General features: G+C 67.4%; 18 protein-coding genes and 1 tRNA gene. 9 read left to right on the plus strand and 10 right to left on the minus strand.

Annotation, left to right across the window (positions count from 1 at the left end):
- Positions 1-52 precede the first annotated feature (52 nt).
- Positions 53-274 carry a hypothetical protein gene (locus tag F4Y45_04880; GenBank protein ID MXY23839.1) on the minus strand — a complete coding sequence of 74 codons (222 nt, stop codon included), beginning with the start codon at positions 272-274 and terminating at the stop codon, positions 53-55.
- 65 nt (positions 275-339) lie between these two features.
- On the opposite strand from F4Y45_04880, the gene F4Y45_04885 reads away from it, so the two are divergent.
- Together F4Y45_04885 and F4Y45_04890 are read left to right on the plus strand one after the other, a co-directional pair.
- Positions 340-1,350 carry an MBL fold metallo-hydrolase gene (locus tag F4Y45_04885; GenBank protein ID MXY23840.1) on the plus strand — a complete coding sequence of 337 codons (1,011 nt, stop codon included), beginning with the start codon at positions 340-342 and terminating at the stop codon, positions 1,348-1,350.
- A 19-nt stretch (positions 1,351-1,369) separates the two neighbouring features.
- Positions 1,370-2,716 (plus strand): PQQ-binding-like beta-propeller repeat protein, encoded by a 1,347-nt coding sequence (locus tag F4Y45_04890; protein MXY23841.1) that lies wholly within the window; start codon positions 1,370-1,372, stop codon positions 2,714-2,716.
- On the opposite strand, the gene F4Y45_04895 is transcribed toward F4Y45_04890, so the two are convergent.
- The 7 genes from F4Y45_04895 to F4Y45_04925 form a co-directional block, all read right to left on the minus strand.
- Entirely contained in the window at positions 2,707-3,159 is a 453-nt protein-coding gene (locus tag F4Y45_04895; protein MXY23842.1) for a type II toxin-antitoxin system VapC family toxin, read from the minus strand. The two genes, F4Y45_04890 and F4Y45_04895, sit on opposite strands and share 10 nt — an antisense overlap.
- Positions 3,156-3,446, minus strand: coding sequence for a hypothetical protein (locus F4Y45_04900; GenBank protein ID MXY23843.1), 291 nt, complete (start codon positions 3,444-3,446; stop codon positions 3,156-3,158). Before F4Y45_04900 ends, F4Y45_04895 begins: the two co-directional genes overlap by 4 nt.
- 40 nt (positions 3,447-3,486) lie before the next feature.
- Positions 3,487-4,224 carry a class I SAM-dependent methyltransferase gene (locus F4Y45_04905; protein ID MXY23844.1) on the minus strand — a complete coding sequence of 246 codons (738 nt, stop codon included), beginning with the start codon at positions 4,222-4,224 and terminating at the stop codon, positions 3,487-3,489.
- A gap of 92 nt (positions 4,225-4,316) precedes the next feature.
- A complete protein-coding gene (locus F4Y45_04910; protein ID MXY23845.1) occupies positions 4,317-5,444 on the minus strand; it encodes an FAD-binding oxidoreductase in 1,128 nt (375 codons plus the stop codon).
- Positions 5,445-5,453: 9 nt separating this feature from the next.
- Positions 5,454-6,962: a sodium:solute symporter family protein gene (locus F4Y45_04915; protein MXY23846.1), complete on the minus strand. Its 1,509-nt coding sequence runs from the start codon at positions 6,960-6,962 to the stop codon at positions 5,454-5,456.
- A 24-nt stretch (positions 6,963-6,986) separates the two neighbouring features.
- Positions 6,987-7,220, minus strand: a complete 234-nt coding sequence (locus F4Y45_04920) for a hypothetical protein (protein MXY23847.1) — start codon at positions 7,218-7,220, stop codon at positions 6,987-6,989.
- Positions 7,221-7,226: 6 nt separating this feature from the next.
- A complete protein-coding gene (locus F4Y45_04925) occupies positions 7,227-9,011 on the minus strand; it encodes a hypothetical protein (protein ID MXY23848.1) in 1,785 nt (594 codons plus the stop codon).
- A 116-nt stretch (positions 9,012-9,127) separates the two neighbouring features.
- On the opposite strand from F4Y45_04925, the gene F4Y45_04930 reads away from it, so the two are divergent.
- The 4 genes from F4Y45_04930 to F4Y45_04945 all read left to right on the plus strand — a co-directional run bounded on the left by F4Y45_04930 (position 9,128) and on the right by F4Y45_04945 (position 13,226).
- Entirely contained in the window at positions 9,128-9,784 is a 657-nt protein-coding gene (locus F4Y45_04930) for a TIGR00730 family Rossman fold protein (GenBank protein MXY23849.1), read from the plus strand.
- A gap of 16 nt (positions 9,785-9,800) precedes the next feature.
- Positions 9,801-11,027: a site-specific DNA-methyltransferase gene (locus F4Y45_04935; GenBank protein MXY23850.1), complete on the plus strand. Its 1,227-nt coding sequence runs from the start codon at positions 9,801-9,803 to the stop codon at positions 11,025-11,027.
- A gap of 82 nt (positions 11,028-11,109) precedes the next feature.
- Entirely contained in the window at positions 11,110-12,603 is a 1,494-nt protein-coding gene (locus F4Y45_04940) for an alpha-hydroxy-acid oxidizing protein (GenBank protein ID MXY23851.1), read from the plus strand.
- On the plus strand, positions 12,600-13,226 hold the full coding sequence (locus F4Y45_04945; GenBank protein MXY23852.1) for a YceI family protein: 627 nt from the start codon (positions 12,600-12,602) through the stop codon (positions 13,224-13,226). The genes F4Y45_04940 and F4Y45_04945 overlap by 4 nt, the downstream gene beginning before the upstream one ends.
- 47 nt (positions 13,227-13,273) lie before the next feature.
- Here the strand turns inward: F4Y45_04945 and katG are convergent, their stop codons facing one another.
- Positions 13,274-15,487 (minus strand): catalase/peroxidase HPI, encoded by a 2,214-nt coding sequence (gene katG / locus F4Y45_04950; GenBank protein MXY23853.1) that lies wholly within the window; start codon positions 15,485-15,487, stop codon positions 13,274-13,276.
- Between the two features lie 5 nt (positions 15,488-15,492).
- Positions 15,493-15,951 (minus strand): transcriptional repressor, encoded by a 459-nt coding sequence (locus F4Y45_04955; GenBank protein ID MXY23854.1) that lies wholly within the window; start codon positions 15,949-15,951, stop codon positions 15,493-15,495.
- 69 nt (positions 15,952-16,020) lie between these two features.
- Between F4Y45_04955 and F4Y45_04960 the strand changes: the two genes are divergently transcribed.
- The 3 genes from F4Y45_04960 (at position 16,021) to F4Y45_04970 (ending at position 19,618) form a co-directional block, all read left to right on the plus strand.
- On the plus strand, positions 16,021-18,645 hold the full coding sequence (locus tag F4Y45_04960) for a hypothetical protein (GenBank protein ID MXY23855.1): 2,625 nt from the start codon (positions 16,021-16,023) through the stop codon (positions 18,643-18,645).
- 99 nt (positions 18,646-18,744) lie between these two features.
- Positions 18,745-19,506, plus strand: coding sequence for an esterase (locus F4Y45_04965; GenBank protein MXY23856.1), 762 nt, complete (start codon positions 18,745-18,747; stop codon positions 19,504-19,506).
- Between the two features lie 36 nt (positions 19,507-19,542).
- Positions 19,543-19,618: transfer RNA gene (locus F4Y45_04970), tRNA-Lys, on the plus strand.
- Positions 19,619-19,696 lie beyond the last annotated feature (78 nt).

Here is a 19,696-nt window from a genome sequence, read left to right on the forward strand (position 1 = left end):
CCCCCCCTCCCTTTTTTTTACACCACACGCCCACACCCGAGACCAACCCCTCTCATATCCGCGGCAGCGCCCGTTGTGTATAAGCGCCCGGGCCTGGGGGATCCCCCACGGGGCGGGGGGCGAACCGTTGCGATGGAGGCCCTTCCGGAAGGATGGACGAGCGCTCGTCGAGCGCCGCGTCGGCCACTTCCCGCAGCGACGGACCGCACGCCGCCAGGAAGATCACCAGGACCCACGGCAAGGCGATGACGGCAACGGCGTCGGAACGAGCCATGGGAGGGAAACCTCGCGGCACTGTAGCCACCTCCGGCAGCTTGGGTCAAACCACGCGCTGGTCGTATGATGGTCCGGTCCGCGCACTTGCGGAGACACTTCGGGCCGCATGCGAGGAGGGACTCCATGAAGCGATGGATCGTGCCGACCGCATTGCCCGCCGCTCTCCTGCTGGCGCTCCTCGTTGACAGAGGGCAAGCGCAGGAGCAGGAAGAGCGGTTCGTCGAGATCGACACCCTCAACGTCCGCGACACGCTGTACCACCTGGGGGAGGGCGGCGCGAACGGTCTGGCCCTGATCGACGAGATCAACGGCGGGGTCATCCTCGTCGGAACCAAGCTGCCCGGCTGGGGGCAGCCGGTGATAGACGCCGTCTACCAGGTCACCGACCTGCCGGTGACGACGATCATCAACACCCACTCGGATCGGGATCACACCGGCGCAAACAGCGAGTTTCCGGATGTGACCGAGATCATCGCCCACGAGAACACCGCGGCGAACATGGCCCGCATGGACCTGTTCGCGGGGAGCGCGGCGGGCCTGCCGAACACCACCTTCACCGACCGCTTCGGCCTGCTCGAGGACCTCGACCGCGTCGAGCTGTACTACTTCGGGCCCGCCCATAGCGACGGCGACATCGTGGTGGTCTTCCCTCAGAAACGGACCGCGTATCTCGGCGAGCTGTTCCCGGACAAGGCGGCGCCGGTCATCGACACCGCCAACGGCGGGAGCGGCATCGCGTTTCCGGAGACCCTGGCGAAGGTCGTGGAGGCAATCGACGGCGTGGACCGGGTCATCACCGCCCACGCCCCGATCCCGACGACCTACGCGGGGCGCGGCCGGCGCGACCGCGGCGAGCGACGCGCGTGGACGGGATGGCTGACCTGGGACGACCTGCGGGAGTACGCCGACTTCAACCGGGACTTCCTCACCGCCGTGCGCGCGTCCCACGAGGCGGGACGGAGCGTAGACGAAGCGGCAGCGAATCTGGACTTGCCGGAGCGCTACGCGGACTACGGCATGGAGCAGGCGCGGGCAAACGTCGAGGCGATCTACGCGGAACTGGAAGGCCGCTGACCCGGGCGAGGAAGACATCATGACAATGTGGCGTGCGGCGGCGGCGATCGGCGGCCTGTTGGCGCTTGCGGGCGGCGCGGCCGACATCCGCGCGGACGACTGGCCGGAGTTCCGGGGCGAGGGGCGCCTGGGCGAGTGGCGCGAGACCGGTCTGATCGAGTCGTTTCCCGCCGAGGGGCTCAAGGCCCGCTGGCGGGCGCCGATCAAGGCGGGTTTCGCCGGCCCGTCGGTAGCGGACGGCCGGGTGTTCGCGTCCGACTGGGAGCCGACCAACGGCATGCGCGGGACCGAACGCGCCCTGGCCTTCGACGAGGCGACGGGCGAGTTGCTTTGGGTCCAGGAGTGGGACGCAGACTACGCCGGCATCCAGTGGGAAACGGGCCCCGGCGCAACGCCGACGGTCGACGGCGACCGCGTATACGTCCTCGGCCGCACCGGAGTCCTCTCCGCCCTTCGCGTCGACACCGGCGAGTTGCTGTGGCGGAGAAACTACGGCGAGGACTACGCGGTGGATCGGATGCAGTGGGGTTTCGACTGGGGCTTCGCCAGCGCGCCTCTGGTCGACGGCGACCGGCTCATCTGCTTCGTCGGCGGCGAGCCCGACGCGCGCGTGGTGGCCTTCGACAAGATGACCGGCGAGGAAGTCTGGCGGGCCCTGCCGAGCGAGGAGGATCTCGGTGTCGCGCAGCCGATCATCGTCGAGGCGGGCGGTGCAAGGCAGCTTATCGTCTGGAACCCGGAGGAGGTGGCGTCACTCAATCCGGTCACCGGCGAGATCTACTGGCGGCAGCCGTACATCGTCGGCGGGGCAATGACCGTGGCGGTCCCCGTGCAGGTGGGAGCGCAACTGTTCTTCACGACCTTCTACGACGGCCCGATGATGCTGACCCTCAATCAGGACCGGCCCGAGGCCACCGTGGCATGGAAGGGAACCAGCAATAGCGAGATCCGGACGGACGGGCTGCACGCGGTCCTGGCCACCCCGATCATCGACGGCGGCTACATCTACGGCATCTGCAGCTACGGCCAGCTCCGCTGCCTGAACGCCACGACCGGCGAACGCATCTGGGAGACCCAGGAGGCCACCGTCGAGCGGCGGCGCTGGGCGTCCGGCTACATGGTGAGAAACGGCGACCGCGTGCTCATCAACAACGACCGCGGCGAGTTGATCATCGCGCGACTCAGCCCCGAGGGCTACGAGGAGGTGAGCCGCACCAAGCTCATCGCGCCCACCTCCCCGCCGGGCAACCGCCGCGAGCTCCGGTTCGTCAACTGGGTCCACCCCGCCTACGCCAACAAGCACATCTATACGCGCAACGACGAGGAGATCGTGGCCTTCTCGATGGACGCGGCCGACTACGAGTGAGTCCGCGGCGCCGCGACGGCGTCAGGCGCCACCGGAAAACCGAGGGAGGCGGCGTTCCGGCGAATCCGATCGTCAAACGACAGCACCTTCACATCCGGCGCCAGGTTCCTGACTGTCAGCACTGTCGCGAGGTGAATCGCGTCGAGGGCCCGGACCGGCTCACGTGGAAACGACCGCCGCGATCGATGGACGATCTCCGCGTCCATTGCGTAGAGCGTCCAATGCGCCGACGCCGTGTCAAGAATGGCCTGCAGCCGTACCGACTCGCTTGCAGTCAACCGTCCGGTCAAGGAGCCGCGGCGAAACGTCCTATCGCATTCGATCAGGGTCAGGTCGGATGTATGGACCGTATCCGCAGCTACGAGTTGAGACCAGGCTCGATCACCGCGCTCTTCGTCCAGAAGCCAGGCCACGACCGCACTTGTTTCGGCATACAGATTCACCGGTCACCCCGCGTATCGTCGAGCAAGTCCTGCACTATCCGGGTCGGCAGGCGGCGCGAAGGACGCGGGTAGACATCCGGGCGATTCGGGGCGCCGAGGCGAACGCTGCCCCCGCGCGCGCGGCGGCGTAGCTCCGCCTGCGCTTCGTTCTCGGTGGTGTGCGTGGGCGGTCCCAATTCGGCCACTATCCGGCCCCGGTGGGTGACGCCGACGCGCTCTCCCCGCTCCACCATGCGGAGGTAGGCGCTCAAGCGGTTCTTGACATCTCGAACACCGGAGGTCTTCATCGCACCCAATGTAGACACATGAAGCTACAATGTCAACGCGCTACTTCGACGCGGCAAAGCCGACGATGGGCGGATGGGACAGGAAGTCGTCCCAGAACGGATTGCCGCGCTCTGAAGGCCGCAACGAGATATCCACCCATCGGAACTCGGCGAATCCTGCTGCTCGAAACGCCTCCTCGTACGTCTCCGGCTTCAGATAGAAGTTCTGGACCTCGAACTGCCGGCTGTCCGCATTGAATACCGTGAAGTGAACGGTGTCTCCCTCGGACGGCGAGCTCGCGCACGTTCTCTCGAGTCCGTACTTCCTCCACGTGGCGTTCGCGGGAGGTGGATTCGGGACATTGTCATTGAGGCCCACGAACCGCCCGCCCGGGCGCAACGCGTCGTGACAGGCCTTGCAGAACCGCCGAAGTTGCTCACCCGTGCGAGCGTAGCCGAGCGAGTAGATAGCGACGACCACGTCGACCGGCTCAGACGCCGTGTATGCGGCGATGTCCGAAACGCTGTACTCGCAGCCGAGCGGGTCGCGCCGCTCCTCGGCTTGCGCCCGCTGGATCATGTGCGCCGAGACATCCACGCCGATCGCCTTCGATGCGCCAGCCCGCTTGAGCCAACGCGTGTAGAAGCCGTCGCCGCACGCCATGTCCAGCGTCGTGGCGCCGGAGATGTCTCCGACCAGCTCCCGCAGCGTGTGCTGTTCCACGACCTCCCGGAAGGGAAGCCGCATGGAATTCGCATACAGGTCGGCGATGGTTTCGTATTCCGTGATCTGATCCACCGGGCTCCTCCGTGACTTGCGTATCCTCAGCTCCTGCCGGGTACTCTACCGTGCAACAGGGCCGTCCGGTCACCTACGCGGGCGGATTGGCATCACGTCGCACGCATGCTCCGGAACAGCCGGCGATGCCCCTCCACGATCCGCCTCTCGGCTTCCGCATCGACGTCCAGGCTGCCGTTTCCGCGCTCGAACGTACCGCCGAGAAGAATGCCGTCCGCCCGCGGAAACATGTACAGCCCCCTCTGAATCGCGATGTAGTCGACCTCGGGCTGCGGAAACAGGATCGTCAACTGGCCTTTGGCCGGCATGAGCTTGCTGTCGTCGAAGAGCGCGCCGGCCCCGAGGCCCGTGCAGTTGATTACGATCCGCTCCGGCAGGGCCGCCACGGCCTCCTGGCCGCGCAGCTCACCCACGACGACCTTGCCGCCGGCGATATGCACGTCGCGTAACTGGGCGCTCAGGAAGATGGCCGGCTCGATAAGCATCGTGCGGACGCGCTGCGCGTAGGCCGCCGCGAACGGATGCTGGCCCGGCCCTAACTGGGTCGCGCTCGCGAAGACGTCGGGCAGGAGGTCGAACAGCCGGCTCTCCCGCGGTTCGTCCGACAGGTAGTAGTTGTCGATCCAGCGGACGCCGTAGCCGGCGCCCACGAAGTCCTGGAAGTACCGGAAGGCAATCCGGCTCGCCTCGACGAACTGCGTCATGAACGCGGGCGTCACCGCGTCGGGGTCGAAAACCGACGCCGGCGTCCATTGCCCGCCCGCCACGTTGGAGGTGGTGCGCGGCGGCAGATCCCGTGCGTAGATCGTCACCTCCCAGCCTCGGAGCTGCAGGAGGCGGGCGGTCGCCAGACCTACCACGCCGCAGCCGAGCACGGCCGCCCGGCGCTCACCCCCGGCGGTGGCCATCGCGGCCTCGCGCGCCGCGAGCTCGGCGGTTCCCCACGACAGCGTGATACCGCCGCCGCCATGCCCGTAGTTGTGGACGATCAGCTTGTCGCCCATCCGGACGGATTCCAGCCGGAAGCCGGCCGGCCGGTAGGGCCGAAGCCCGACGACCCGCCGGATGATGCGATCCCACGCGACGTCGACCGGCACGAGACCGGTCGCGCCCACACCCGGCCCTGTTACGGGCGGGCGGCGGATCCCGCAGGCGGAAGCGGCAACCGCGCCGAGCGCAGCCTGCCCGCCCAACCGCAGTGCCGCTCGACGGGTCACCATGGCGCGTCCTCAGGCCGACGGCCGGCGTGGCTGCTCGCTACCGTAGACGAACGCTTCCAGCTCGCCGTGGACGCGTTCGATGGTGCCTGCGGACGGCGCCGGCGTGAACGCCGACACGAGCAGCGCGGTCGCGCCGTTGACCAGCAGGGCCCAGATGGCGCCGTGCATTCCCAGCGGATGCGGCACAACCACCAGCGTCACGTACAACGTGGCCAGGCCGGCCGCGATGCCCGCGACGACGCCTGCCCGGGTGAGGGTCCGGCGGGTCGGGAAACAGACGCCGACCACGCCCGGCAGCAACTGCAGGGCGCCGGAACCCGACAGCGTGATGAGCACGACCAGGAAATCGAACGTGCTGACGGTGAGAACGTAGCCGACCGCGAGGAGCAGGACGACGAACACCCGCCCCACCCGCAGGTAGTGCGCCTGACTTGCGCCCGGCCGGACGTAGCGCCGGTAGATGTCGTGCGTGAGGACGGCCATGTTCGAGTGCAGGATGGAATCGAGGGTCGACATCGCGGCAGCGGTGGCGCCGGCCAGGATCGCGCCCGTCAGCCACGGAGAGACGTGCGCGAAAAGCAGCTCGGGAAAGATCCGGTCCGGGACGTCGAGGTCGGGCATCGCCACGGCGCCGCCGAGGCCGACGAACGCAGCCGGAATGTAAAGCGTCATCAGGTAAATCGGCGTCGTCGCGCCGAGCGCCCTCAGGGTCTTCGCGTCTACCGCGGTGTAGTAGCGGATGAGCATGTGCGGCTGCAGGATGATGCCGAACGACAGGGTGACGATCATCCCGATCCACATGCCGGGCGTGAAAAACCCGTTGGGTCCGGGCAGGGTGAGCAGGTCCGGCCGCTGCGCGGCAACCTCCCTCCAGAGCTGGAGCGGTCCGCCGAACAACTCATAGGCGAGCACGAGTGCGCCTATCCAGACGGCGAAGTACATCCAGACGCCCTGCAGAACGTCGGTCCAGTAAACGGCCCGCAGCCCACCTGCGATCAGGTAAAACGCCGCCACTATGAGCAGCAGCAACGTCCCGACCTCGAACGAGACACGCCCGCCGGTGGCCACCGTGATGATGTAGCCAAGCCCCTGCGCCTGAACCTGGATGTACAGGATGGTGAAGACCACGGACACGACCGCGACAACGACCCGGACCGCTTCCGACTCGTAGAAGTCGGCCAGCAGATCGGCCGGCGTAATGTAGCCGAACGCCTTGCCCAGCGCCCAGATGCGCGTGCCGAGGAAATACGTGATGGCGCCCGCCAGCACGGTCCACGCGCCCGCCGCCCAGAAACCGATGCCGTGCGTATAGAAGAATCCGCCCGATCCGAGAAACGCGAAGGCCGAATGGAACGTCGCGACGATGGTCAGGTAGAGGACGATGAAACCGGCCTTCCGGCCGTAGAGCATGAAGTCCTCCACGTCGACGGTCAGGCGCCGGTTCGCGAGCACGCCGAGGAGGAGGGTGAAGCCCAGATAGGCGACGATCAGGGCGGTCGCGACTTCCCAGGCTTCCATCGGGTTCCTTCTCGCGCAATGCCGTCAGGCTAGCCGGCGCCAGGCCCAGATCAGGATGCCGATCAGTGCGACGTACACCGCCAGCAGCGCGGAATACAGGAAGGGCGCCCCGAGAATCCAGGGTTCGGTGCGATTGAGCACCGTATGCGTAACTGGCGGCAGAGCCAGTAGAAACACCGCCAGGAACGCGACAACGGCAATCCAACCATCGCGGGTTCGGGGAATCAGATGCGAGCGCCGGGGCGCACCAATCGGCACGGGCTGCTAATCGGGCGATTCCACGCGAACCGTCACAACGTCCGTCTCGTGATACTGCTGGTGGCGGACGGATGATGCGAGGTGGCGGAGGAGCCGCAGCGAGACTTCCTGCTCGGCCCGGGCGCCGGTTACACGGTCCCCGAGCACGGCGATGCGGTCCTCGATGTTGGACTTGTCGGTTGCGGCAATGAACTCCAGTTCGGCGGCGCGGCCGTCGTTGCGCGCGCTGATCCGCAGACGCCGTTCGGTGGCGGCCTCTCCTTCATCGCTGGGTCGAATCAGCGTGATCAGCGTCTCCTCGCCCACCGCGCGGAGCCGGTCCGTCATTGCCTCATCCCAGCCGCGGCTGGACGCGAACTGCGCCAGGAACTTGTCGATCTTCGGGTAAGCGGCAGTGTTCAGGTCCGTCTGAAGGCGGAGCGGCCGCGGCCTCGACCACTCCAGGAACAGCGTCATGAGGATCGCCGCGAGGCCGCCGGACGTCATGCCGTTACTCAGCAGCCCGCTCCACGCCCCGAGCGCGTCGGCGAAGAGCAGCTCGTTCTGGAAGCCGAGTCCGATCCAGAAGCCAACGCCAGCCACGATGCCCTTGCGGTAGTCGGTACCGTCCTCGACGACCACCCGCATGCCGAGCACGAAGAGCGTGCTCATCAGCACGATGGTGTAGGCCCCGACCACCGGCCCCGGAATAGCGAGGATCAGCGACATGAACTTCGGCAGGAACGCGAGGACGATGAAGACGGCGCCGATGGCGACACCGACGGCGCGCGCCGCGACACCGGTGATGTCGGTGACGGAGACGCTCGACGAGTACGTCGTGTTCGGCACCGTGGCGGCGAGCCCCGACAGGAGATTCCCGACGCCATCGGCGGCGACGGCGCCCTGCACGACGCGGAAGTCGGTCGCCCGCGGCTTGCGCCGGGAGACACGCTGAATCGCGACACTGTCGCCAATCGTCTCGATGGCGCCGATCAACGTCACGAACACGAACGCGGGCAGCAATGACCAGAACGCGACACCGAAGTTGAGATCGAAACCCGGCCAGGCGCCCGCCGGCAGCCCGACCCATTCCGAATCGGCCACCAGCCGGGTGTCGTACAGACCGTAATAGGCCGCGGCCACACAGCCCGACGCAATCCCGATGACGGGCGCCCAGAGCCGCCAGTAGCCGGTGGCACGCAACGTGACCGCCACTGTCACCAGCAGCGTGACGATCACGCTCACCGGAGCCGCACCGGGCGATGAACCCTCCGGCACGTCGTCCAGCATGCCGAACATGATCGGCATGAGGGTCACCGGGATCAGCATGATGACCGTGCCGCACACCGTCGGCGTCAGGACGCGGCGCAGCAGCGACAGCTTCGTCGAAAGGCCGAACTGGAAGAGGGCGGAGAGGGTGACCAGGGTCGCCAGCAGTCCCGGTCCGCCCTCGGCGAGCGCCGTGACGCAGACCGCGATGAACGCGGCCGAGGTCCCCATGAGCAGCACGTGACCGGAGCCGATCCGACCGACACGCACTGCCTGCAGGATGGTGGTGATCCCGCTGATCGCGAGCGCTGCGAACGCTGCCCAGGAGAGGAAGTCCTCACCCGCGCCGGCCGCCCGCACGACGATGGCCGGCGTCAGGACGATCCCGGCGACCGTGAGCATCGCGAACTGAGAGCCCAGTCCCAGCGCGAGTGCCGGCGGAGGCGTTTCCTCGGGTTCGTAGCGAAGCTCCCTGACACGCTCGGCGCTCATCGCGCGGACTCCTCTCCGTAAACCAGCCGTGAAGGTTAGTTTGTACACCATTACACCAGGAAGCCGTGGTGAAGCCCGTGTCGCGCCGGCAGCGGTAGGCGTCCGGCGTCGGCGGTAGGCAAACCGCGCTACAATGACGCCATCCCGCCGCACGGGCAGCAATCCAGATGGCAAAGGTCAAGAGCCGGGTAAGTGGGGGGCAGCCGACGCCAGCCGGGCCACCTACGGGCAAGCACGTCTGCGTCTATCTTGGCGGACACCTAGGGCGGGACGAGCAATTCCGCGATGAGGCCGACGCCCTGGGTCGCATGATGGCCGCCGAGGGAATAGGCCTCGTATACGGCGGTGCGAGCATCGGTCTGATGGGCGTGCTCGCCAACGCCGCCCTCGACGAAGGCGGTTATGTCACCGGCGTGATCCCCCGGCAATTGTCGTACCAGGAGCTTGCTCACGAAGGGCTGAGCCGCATCGTCGAAGTCAACACGATGCACGAACGGAAGCACCTGATGCAGAGTCTCGTCCAGGGATGCCTGGCCCTGCCCGGTGGGTACGGCACGACCGAGGAGATCTTCGAAGCGCTGACGTGGTCCCAGGTTCCGGTCGAAATGCACGAGAAGCCGTGCGTGTTTGCGAACATCAACGGTTACTTCGATCACATGTTCAGTTTCCTCGACCACGCCGTCGAGCAAGGACTACTGCTGCCCCACAATCGCAACCTTGCCATGCAGGCGCCGACCGCCACGGGAGCACTGCAGAAGATCCAGAACGCCTGGGCCGAGGAGGAACAGGCGATTCTCGACGTGATCAAGTCCTACGAGGCGTGACGCCGCCGTCGCCGGCATGCAGTACGCGTTCGCTTCGGACGCCGACCAACGCCTGACGCTGACTGAATTCGTGCGCGAGCTGGAGGGCTGGCGCCGGTACGGCAAGGCAACGACCGTGTCGGAGTACGCCGGCGTGCCCGTCATCGCGAACGAGTTCTGGACGTCCAGGCAGCGGGCCGCGCACTCCCTGCACGAGATCTCCTACCGCGCATGCTTCAAGCCGCAACTGCCACGCTTCTTCATCACGCGCCTGACGAACCCGGATGACGTGGTCTTCGATCCGTTCATGGGACGGGGAACGACGCTGCTGGAAGCCGCGCTGCACGGGCGGCAGCCCCTGGGAAACGACGTCAACCCGCTGTCTCGCCTCCTGCTCGAACCGAGGCTGGACCCACCATCGATAGAGGCCGTCGTCGATCGCCTGAGCGCGCTGTCGCTGGACGACCCGGCGGCGCCTCCCGACGGCTTCGATGTCTTCTTCCACGAGCGTACGCTGAACCAGATTTGCCGTTTGCGGGAGTACCTGCGCGAACGTCGTGCCGGCGGTTCGACCGATGCTGTCGATCGCTGGATCCAGATGGTCGCCATCAACCGGCTGACTGGACATTCCCCGGGGTTTTTCTCCGTCTACACGCTGCCGCCGAACCAGGCAACCACCATCGAACGGCAGCGCAAGACCAACGCGCGCCGCAATCAGCGGCCGGAGTACCGCGATGTCGCCGATCTGATTCGCCGCAAGACGCGTTCGCTCCTGCGCGACGTGCCGCGCCAGGCGCCGGCGGAGCGGAACGGCGGGTTCTTCGAACAACCGGTCGGAGAACCGTTCGCCTACGACGGACCTCCGGTAACGCTCGCCGTCACGTCGCCGCCGTTCCTCGATGTCGTCAACTACCGGTCGGACAACTGGATGCGGTGCTGGTTCGCGGGCGTCGATCCCGAGGAGGTCGAGATCACGCAGACCGGCAATCTGGAGGCATGGCGCTCGCTCGTGCGGGAGACGCTCGAGAACGTAGCCTCGATGGCGTCCCACGACAGCGTCTTCGCGTTCGAAGTGGGCGAGGTTCGTAGCGGGTCGCTGCTGCTGGATCGTGTGGTCGTGGACGTGGCGCGGGACACGCCCTGGGAACCCGTCTGTGTCGTCGTGAACGAGCAGGCGTTCACCAAGACGTCCAACACCTGGGGCGTCCGCAACAACCGGGCCGGCACCAATTCCAACCGAATCGTCGTCATGCGGCGTGGTTGAGCCGGCGGCTCGTGATGAAACCCCCGCTGCATTCGAGCGGCGATGCATCCCGCCCGACCGTTCGGCTACACTTGGCGAACCGATGGCCGGCCGCGATCGCCGGCCGCTTACCGGCCCCGTCACGGGCCCGCTAGGAGAGCAGAGGATGGCCGAACGCAGACTGGACCGACGTCACCCCGATCCCGGAACGAGCCGGCGGGAGTTCTTCAAGTTTCTGGCCGCCAGCCCCTTGCTGGGCCTGGCTGCGTCGGGTCTGCCGGCAAGCTGGCAGCGCGCCCTTGCCCATGAGGCCGAGCGCGGCGCGGCGCCCGGATCCGCGGCGCTGCAGTGCCGGGCTTGCGGGACGGAGATCATCCCTTCACTGGAACAGCCTCGTTTCGGGGCCGCCCAGGAACCGCAACTGCCTCCCCAGAACGCCATCGAGGATCAGTTGACGGGGCAGATGATCGAGTCGCCGGACGAAGCCATCAACGTCTGGGACTTCGAGCGCGTGGCGCATGCCAACAACCTGCCCCAGCACTGGGACTACCTGCACATGGGAGTCGACGACTACGAAACGAGGCGTGCCAACCGGGAAGGATTCCAGCGCCTGATGCTTCGTCCCCGGCGGCTCGGCGGCGAGGAGTTGCCGGAGCTCGACACCTCGGCCGAGTTCTATGGCCGGCGCTGGGCCTCTCCCCTCTTTCTCTGTCCGGTCGCGAGTCTCGAGGCCTATCACACGCAGGGCGAGAGCGGCGCCGCGCGGGCGGCCGGGGCGAGAGACATCCTGCAGATGCAGTCGCATCAGAGCTCGCAGTCATACGTGGAGATCGCCGAGGCCCGCGGCGAGCCGCACTGGTTCCAGATCTACACGGTGCCCGACTGGAACGTGAACAAGCGGGTCATCGACCGCGTCGCCAGCGCGGGCTGCCCCGCCCTGGTATGGACCATCGACCTGCTGGGCGGCAGCAACCGCGAGTTGCAGCGACGCACGCTGGCGGGCGAGGGTTACGAGTCGGTGCTCTGCCAGAACTGCCACCAGCACCATCCGGACTACCTGCGGCCGATGCGGGCCGGCCTGGAGGGCCCCGAAGGCGAGCGCTATCCCTACACTTGGGACTACATCAAGCGCCTCAAGGACGCGAGCGACATGAAGCTCATCCTGAAGGGCATCATGACCGCCGAGGGCGCCGAGCAGGCGATCGAGCACGGCGCGGACGGGATCTTCGTGTCGAATCACGGCGGCCGGGCGGTGAACAGCATGTGGTCGTCGATCGACTCGTTGCCCGAGGTCGTCGGCGCGGTCCGGGGCCGGGTGCCGGTCTTCATCGACAGCGGCGTCCGTCGGGGCACCGACCTGTTCAAGGCGGTCGCGCTCGGGGCCGACGGGGTGGGGATTGGCCGCCCCTACGTGTGGGGTCTCGGCGCCTTCGGAGAGGACGGCGTCACCAAGGTGATCGACCTGATCCACGCGGAGTTCCGGATTGCCATGCGGCAGACGCGGACGACGTCGGTCGAGCAGATCACGTCCCGCTTCGTCATGGAGGCCAAGAACCCCATCATGATGCGTGACAACAGCTTCGGCTTCGGGTTGTGATGGGACCGATCGGTCCGCGCCCTGCCGCGCAACGAGGAGGACACAGGATGCTCGTCGCACGTCGAACCGGTTTCTTGCTCCGGTCCGTGACCGGCGCTGCGCTTGGTCTGGCACTGCTGGCCGGCTCCGAGGCGGCGGCGCAGTCCACGGTGGAGTTCACCGTCTCCGGCACATCGACGGTCCGGGGATGGACCTGTTCGGTCAGCGGAACGGCAGACGTTGCCTCCGGTTCGTCCGCGCCGGCCCCCGGCTTCGATTCCGGGGTCCAGTCGGCCACGCTGACGGTTCAGGTAGCCGACTTCGAGTGCCCTGACGAAACGATGACCGAGCATCTCCAGGAAGCGATGAAGCCGGAGGAGTTCGCCGAGATCACCTTCGAGCTCGAGAGCTACGAGGCCTCCGGGGCCGGCGCCCAAGCCAGCGGCGCGCTCACCATCCATGACGTGACCACGCCGGTGACCTTCCCGATTTCGCTCACCCCGGCCGCATCGGGTGTCGAGATCGCCGGTGAGGTCACATTGGACATGACGACCTACGGCGTGGAACCGCCTGTCGTCATGCTCGGACTCCTGCGCGTTCGGCCGGAGATACGCATCGAGTTCAGCGGCCTCGTCGTTCCGTAGCGACACCCGACGGCTCAGGGCAGCGTGCCCCGCGTCGGCCTCTTCGATCAATCCAGGTCGAAACGATCCAGGTTCATCACCTTGGTCCACGCCGCCACGAAGTCGCGCACGAATGCCTGCTGCGCGTCGTCGCATGCGTAGACCTCCGCGATGGCGCGGAGCTGCGAGTTCGAACCGAAGACAAGATCGACGGCGGTACCGGTCCACCTGATGTCGCCCGACTCGCTGTCGCGTCCCTCGAATACGCCATCCGACGACGAGGACGGCTGCCACGTCGTGTTCATATCGAGCAGGTTGACGAAGAAGTCATTGCTCAACGTCTCGGGCCGCTCAGTGAAAACGCCGTGTTCGGACTGGCCGACGTTCGCGTTCAGGACGCGCAGGCCGCCGACGAGGGCGGCCATCTCGGGAGCGGTCAGGGTCAGCAACTGCGCCCGATCCACCAACAGCTCTTCGGCGGCACGGCGGTGTCCGTTGCCGGCGTAGTTGCGGAACCCGTCCGCGGTGGGCTCCAGCACGGCAAACGACTCCACGTCCGTCTGTTCCTGCACCGCGTCGGTGCGCCCCGGCGCGAACGGAACCTCCACGTCGCGGCCCGCGTTCCGCGCCGCCGCCTCGACGGCGGCGCACCCGCCCAGAACGATGACGTCCGCGAGCGAGACCAGCTTCCCGCCGGACTGCGCTCCGTTGAAGTCCTTCTGGATTCCCTCCAGGACCCCGAGCACGCTCGCCAACTGGGCCGGCTGGTTCACGTCCCAGTCCTTCTGCGGCGCGAGGCGAATGCGCGCCCCGTTCGCGCCGCCGCGCTTGTCGCTCCCACGGAACGTGGAGGCGGAAGCCCAGGCGGTAGAGACAAGCTGGGAGATGGACAGCCCCGAGTCGAGGATCCGGCCCTTGAGCGAGGCAACGTCGTCCGCGTCAATCAGCTCGTGATGGACAGCGGGCACCGGGTCCTGCCACAGAAGCTGCTCGTCGGGAACCTCCGGGCCGAGGTACCGCGAAACCGGTCCCATGTCACGGTGCGTCAGCTTGTACCACGCCCTGGCGAAGGCGTCCGCGAACTCGTCCGGGTTCTCGTGGAAGCGCTTCGAAATCGGCGCGTAGATCGGGTCCATTCGCAGTGCGAGGTCGGTCGTCAGCATCACCGGGGTGTGCCGCTTCGACGGATCGTGGGCATCCGGCACGGTGTCCGTACCACCCGAGTCCTTCGGAACCCACTGGTTCGCGCCAGCCGGGCTCTTGGTCAGCTCCCACTCGTAGCCGAACAGGGTGTCGAAGAAGCTGTTGTCCCAGGTCACCGGGGTGGGTGTCCACGCGCCCTCCAGCCCACTGGTGATCGCGTCGCCCCCCTTGCCGCTCGCGAAGGTGCTCGTCCAGCCGAGGCCCTGCTCTTCGATGGAGGCCCCCTCGGGCTCGGGGCCGACGTGGGTATCCGGGGCCGCGCCGTGGGTCTTGCCGAACGTGTGCCCACCGGCGATGAGAGCGACCGTCTCTTCGTCGTTCATCGCCATCCGGCCGAACGTCTCGCGAATGTCCCGGCCGGCCGCAACCGGGTCCGGGTTCCCGTTGGGCCCCTCGGGATTCACGTAAATCAGGCCCATCTGCACGGCGCCGAAGGGGTTCGCTAGGTCCCTCTCGCCGCTGTAGCGCTCGTCGGCCAGCCACTCGGTCTCAGGCCCCCAGTAGATGTCCTCCTCGGGTTCCCAGACGTCCTCGCGCCCGCCGGCGAAGCCGAAGGTCTTGAGCCCCATCGACTCCAGGGCGCAGTTGCCCGCGAGGATCATCAGGTCGGCCCACGAGAGCTTCCGGCCGTACTTCTGCTTGATCGGCCAGAGCAGCCGGCGCGCCTTGTCGAGATTAGCGTTGTCCGGCCAACTGTTGAGGGGAGCGAAGCGCTGCGTGCCGGAGGCGCCGCCGCCGCGTCCGTCGTAGATCCGGTACGTGCCGGCGCTGTGCCAGGCCATCCGGATGAACAACGGGCCGTAGTGGCCGTAGTCGGCCGGCCACCACTCCTGCGACGTCGTCATCACCGCCTCGATGTCCTTCTTGACGGTATCCAGATCAAGCGTCTTGAACTCGTCGGCGTAGTTGAACTCCCCGTCCATCGGATCGGACAACGCGGAGTTCTGGTGGAGCACCTTCAGGTTCAGTTGATTCGGCCACCAACGCAGATTCTCCGCGACTCGAGCCGCCGTGTGCCGGTGGCCTACTACCGGGCACTTGCCTTCGCCCGCCGTCTTCTGATCAGCCGTCTCGTGCATGTCGTTCAACCCTTTCTGTTGTTTGCCCTTCCTGTCTTGCTGCCCGCGAGCCGGTTGCGACAGCCGGGACAGTACCCCCAGTAGATGACTTCGGCCTCCACGATCTCGAAGCCGTGATCGTCGTCGGCGGTGAGACAGGGCGCCTCACCGACAGCGCAGTCTATGTCGACCATGTCGCCGCAGGCGCGGCAGACGAGGTGATGGTGATTATCGCCGACCCGATCCTCGTACCGCGCGGGCGACCCCGCGGGTTGAATCCGGCGGGCCAAACCCCTTTCGACCAGCGTTCCCAGCGTGTCGTACACCGCCTGCCGCGAAATCGATCCGATGCTCCCTCGCACATCATCGGCGAGCTCGTCGGCCGTCGCGTGCGGGTGGGTCGCCATGGCCCGGAGCACGGCCAGCCGCTGCGCGGTGACCTGCAATCCGTGCTGCCTCAGGAGCCGCTCAGCGTCCTCGTTCACCACCGGAGGCTAATCCCTGATTCTGGACAAAGTCAAGTATTTGCATGGATCGAATATGATCGGCCTGCCATGCAGGCGGCGGCGCGATTCCCGCGGTCCAACGATTCCCGGCACCGTGCCCGGCTGGCCGGCCTCGTCTTCCTGTCCGGGGCGGCCAGCCTCGTGTACGAGGTGCTATGGCTGAAGGAGCTGAGCCTGCTCTTCGGGAGCACGGCGTACGCCGCCTCCACGACGCTCGCCGTCTTCTTTCTCGGCCTGGCGGTGGGTGGCGCGTTATTCGGGCGCTGGTCGCCGCACCTGCGGTCGCCGCTACGCGCCTATGCCTGGATCGAGCTGGCGGTCGCGGCGGCGGCAGCGCTGTACTTCGTGCTGCTGGAGGTCTACTTCCAGCTCTACGGTCCTGTCTACGACGCCCTCATCGACCGGCCCGCCGCCTTCAACGCGTTCAGGCTAGCGCTGGCAACACTGGTGCTCCTGCCCCCGGCCGCCTTGATGGGCGGCACGTTGCCGGTCCTCGGCCAGCATCTGGTCCGACAGCCGCACGAACTCGGGCGGTACGGATCGTGGCTGTACGCGATCAACACGATTGGCGCGGCTACTGGCGCGTTTCTTGCCGGTTTCGTGCTGCCGCTCGCGCTCGGCTTCGACCGGGCGTATCTGCTGGCCATGGCGGTCAACGTGGCGGTCGCCGGCCTCGCCTGGCGGATGTCGCGCATCGACGAGCGCGAGGCGGCGCCGGATCCGGGGGTGCCGGCCGAACGACACCGGCAGCGGGACCGGCGCAAGAAGGGCGCGCGACGCTCGCCATCGACCGCGTCCGCCGCCGACGCGGCCAGCCCCGCGTGGCTCCTCGCCGCCGTTGCCGGCCTCTCCGGCGCGTTCGCACTCGGACTCGAGGTGCTCTGGACGCGCATGTTCGCTCAGGTTCTACAGAACTCGGTCTACACCTTCTCGACCATTCTCGTCGTGTTCCTGGCCGCGCTGGCGACCGGCTCGGCGATCGCGAACCGCCTTTGCCGCGTACGGGGAGCGGCCCCGGCGCAGGTCCTGTGGATGCTCCTCACGCTGTCCGGCCTCGGCGTCGCCGCCACACCCTTTGTCTTCCATGATCTAACGGCCGGCGTCAGCACGCTGACCACCGGCGACGCCTGGATTTCCTACGTCGTCTCGATCTTCGGCAACACGATGGTGTTGCTGTTCGTGCCGGCAGCCCTGCTCGGCAGCGTCTTCCCCTACCTGCTGCGAGCCGCGGAAGGGTCGCCGGCCGCGCCGGGCGCCATCATCGGCCGTCTCAGCGCACTCAACACGGCCGGCGCCGTCGTCGGCTCACTCGCCGCAGGGTTCGTGCTGCTCGGTGCGATCGGGCTCTGGAACAGCATCCGGCTCATCGCCGCCAGCTACCTGGTCCTTGCGCTGGTTTGCGCCTGGCGCGGCTGGCGGACGCCACGCGCGCGGCTGCTGCCGACAGTGGCCACATTCGGCGCGGTGGCGCTGCTCGGCACCGCGCTCGACGCCTCGCGCCTGACCCTCGTCAACGTCACCACAGAGCGCGGCGAGGAGCTGCTCGCCACCTGGGAGGGACCCGAGGGCATCGTCGCCGTCGTCGAACGTGCCGGGAATCGGCACATCAAGATGAACAACTTCTACACCCTGGGGGGGACCGGCTCCATCGAGCAGGAGCAGAACCAGGCGCTGCTTCCCCTGATGACGCACCCTAGCCCGCGTGCGGTCTTTCTGCTCGGTCTCGGCACCGGCATAACCGCGGGTTCCGCCCTGCGGCATCCGGTCGAGCGGCTCCTGGTCTGCGAGATCGCGTCCGACGTGATCGTGGCCGCCGCGACCTACTTCAACGCACCGAGCGGCGGACTCTTCACCGACCCGCGGGCGTCCGTCCGTGCCTGCGACGCCCGCAACCACCTGCTGGGCACGGCGGAGCGCTACGACGTGATCATCGCCGACCTGTTCGTCCCCTGGCGGGCTGGCGTTGGCAACCTCTACAGCCGCGAGCACTTCGAAGCAGCGCGCGACCGGCTGACCGCCGGTGGGGTTTTCGTCCAGTGGCTGCCGCTGTACCAGGTCTCCCGCCGCGAGTTCGACCTGGTGGCGCGCACCGTGCTGAACGTCTTCGAGCAGGTCACGCTGTGGCGCGGCAGCTTCAGCCCGGAAATCGCGTACGTGGCGTTGGTCGGCGCGACGGAACCGACCGCGCTCGACCCGGCCGTGATCGAGCGCAACGGGCAGCATCTGAGCGGCGGGGCGCCGCTGCCCGACGCCACCGCCCTCGCGGTGACGCTTCCGTTCTACGCGGGAAACCTGTCGGCGGCCGACGGACTGATTCCGCCCGGGCCCCTGAACACCGACGATCGGCCGCTCGTCGAGTACCTGGCCCCGGTGACCCATCGGGAAGAACGCGCCGGCGCGGCCGGATGGTTCAATTCCGCCGACCTGGCGGCCTTTCTCCGGCGCCTGACGGAGTTGGCGCCGCCGGCGCGCGACCCGCACCTGGCGCTGTTGAGCCCCGCGCAACGGGACTTCGTCAGGGCCGGTCTAAGCTACTACGAGGGAGCGGTGGCCCGGCAGCTCGGACGCGATGCCGAGGCCGACGCGCACTTCCTCGACTTCGCCCAGCGCATCCCCATTGAGTTCTATCCACCCCTGGACGAGAGGGACGCGGACACCGATGTCGTCCCGTAGACCCCGCTGAATAGGATGCTCACTGGCAGGCTTGACCTGTCCGGGCGTCATGCCTTCCAATCGCCCCTGTTGGGACGTCCGAGTTCTGTGGAGGGATCAATGAGCAAGCGTCTGGTGCAAGCGGCTCTGGCCGGTCTATTGCTGATTGTCGTTGCGCCGCCAGCGGCCGCGGAGGTCATCCGATGGCAGGTCGATGGCCGGACGCGCGAGGCCATCGTTTACGGGCCCGAGTCGCCGACAGCGGAAGGAGCACCACTGGTCCTGGTGTTTCACGGGTTCGGCGACAACATGCGGAACTTCCAGCGCGCGAATCTTCACGTCGCCTGGCCGGAGGCTATCGTCGTGTACTTTCAGGGACTGCCGACGCGCCGCGGCCTTCCGGGTTGGCAGGGGGAGCCCGGCGCCGCCAACCGCGACCTCAAGCTCGTCGACGTGGCCCTCCGGTCGCTGCGGGAAACGCACAACATCGACGACGACCGCATCTACGCGACCGGCTACTCCAACGGCGGGATGTTCACCTACCTCCTCTGGGCGGAGCGCCCCGGCGTGTTCGCGGCCTACGCCCCCGTGGCGGCCCGCCTCCGCCCTTCGGTGCGCCCTTCGCAACCCAGCCCCGTCTTTCACGTTGCCGGCGCGCGCGATCTGGTGGTGGACTTTGCGGATCAGGAAGCCGCCATCGCGGTCGCCATCGAGGTGAACGGCGTTGACGCGGCGACAGAATGTGGAGCCGGCTGCACGGTGTACGGAGCCGGCACGGCCGCGCCGGTCATGACCTGGATCCATGGGGGCGCTCACGTCTACCCGCGCGGGACCAGCGAGCGGATCGTCTCGTTCTTTCGCGAGCTGTCCCGTTCGCGCTGAGCGCAGCCAAGAGGGCGTGCTAGGATTTTTTGGTGTGGGCCGCTAGCTCAATTGGCAGAGCAGCAGACTCTTAATCTGCGGGTTCGGGGTTCGATTCCCTGGCGGCTCACCACTACCGCAGCGTCTCCGGCGGCGCCGGACACGTCGGCGCCTCATTGAGCACGTCTCTCAGCCACCGCCGAGCCTCCTC

This window comes from Acidobacteriota bacterium, from assembly GCA_009838525.1.
GTDB lineage: Bacteria > Acidobacteriota > Vicinamibacteria > Vicinamibacterales > UBA8438 > VXRJ01.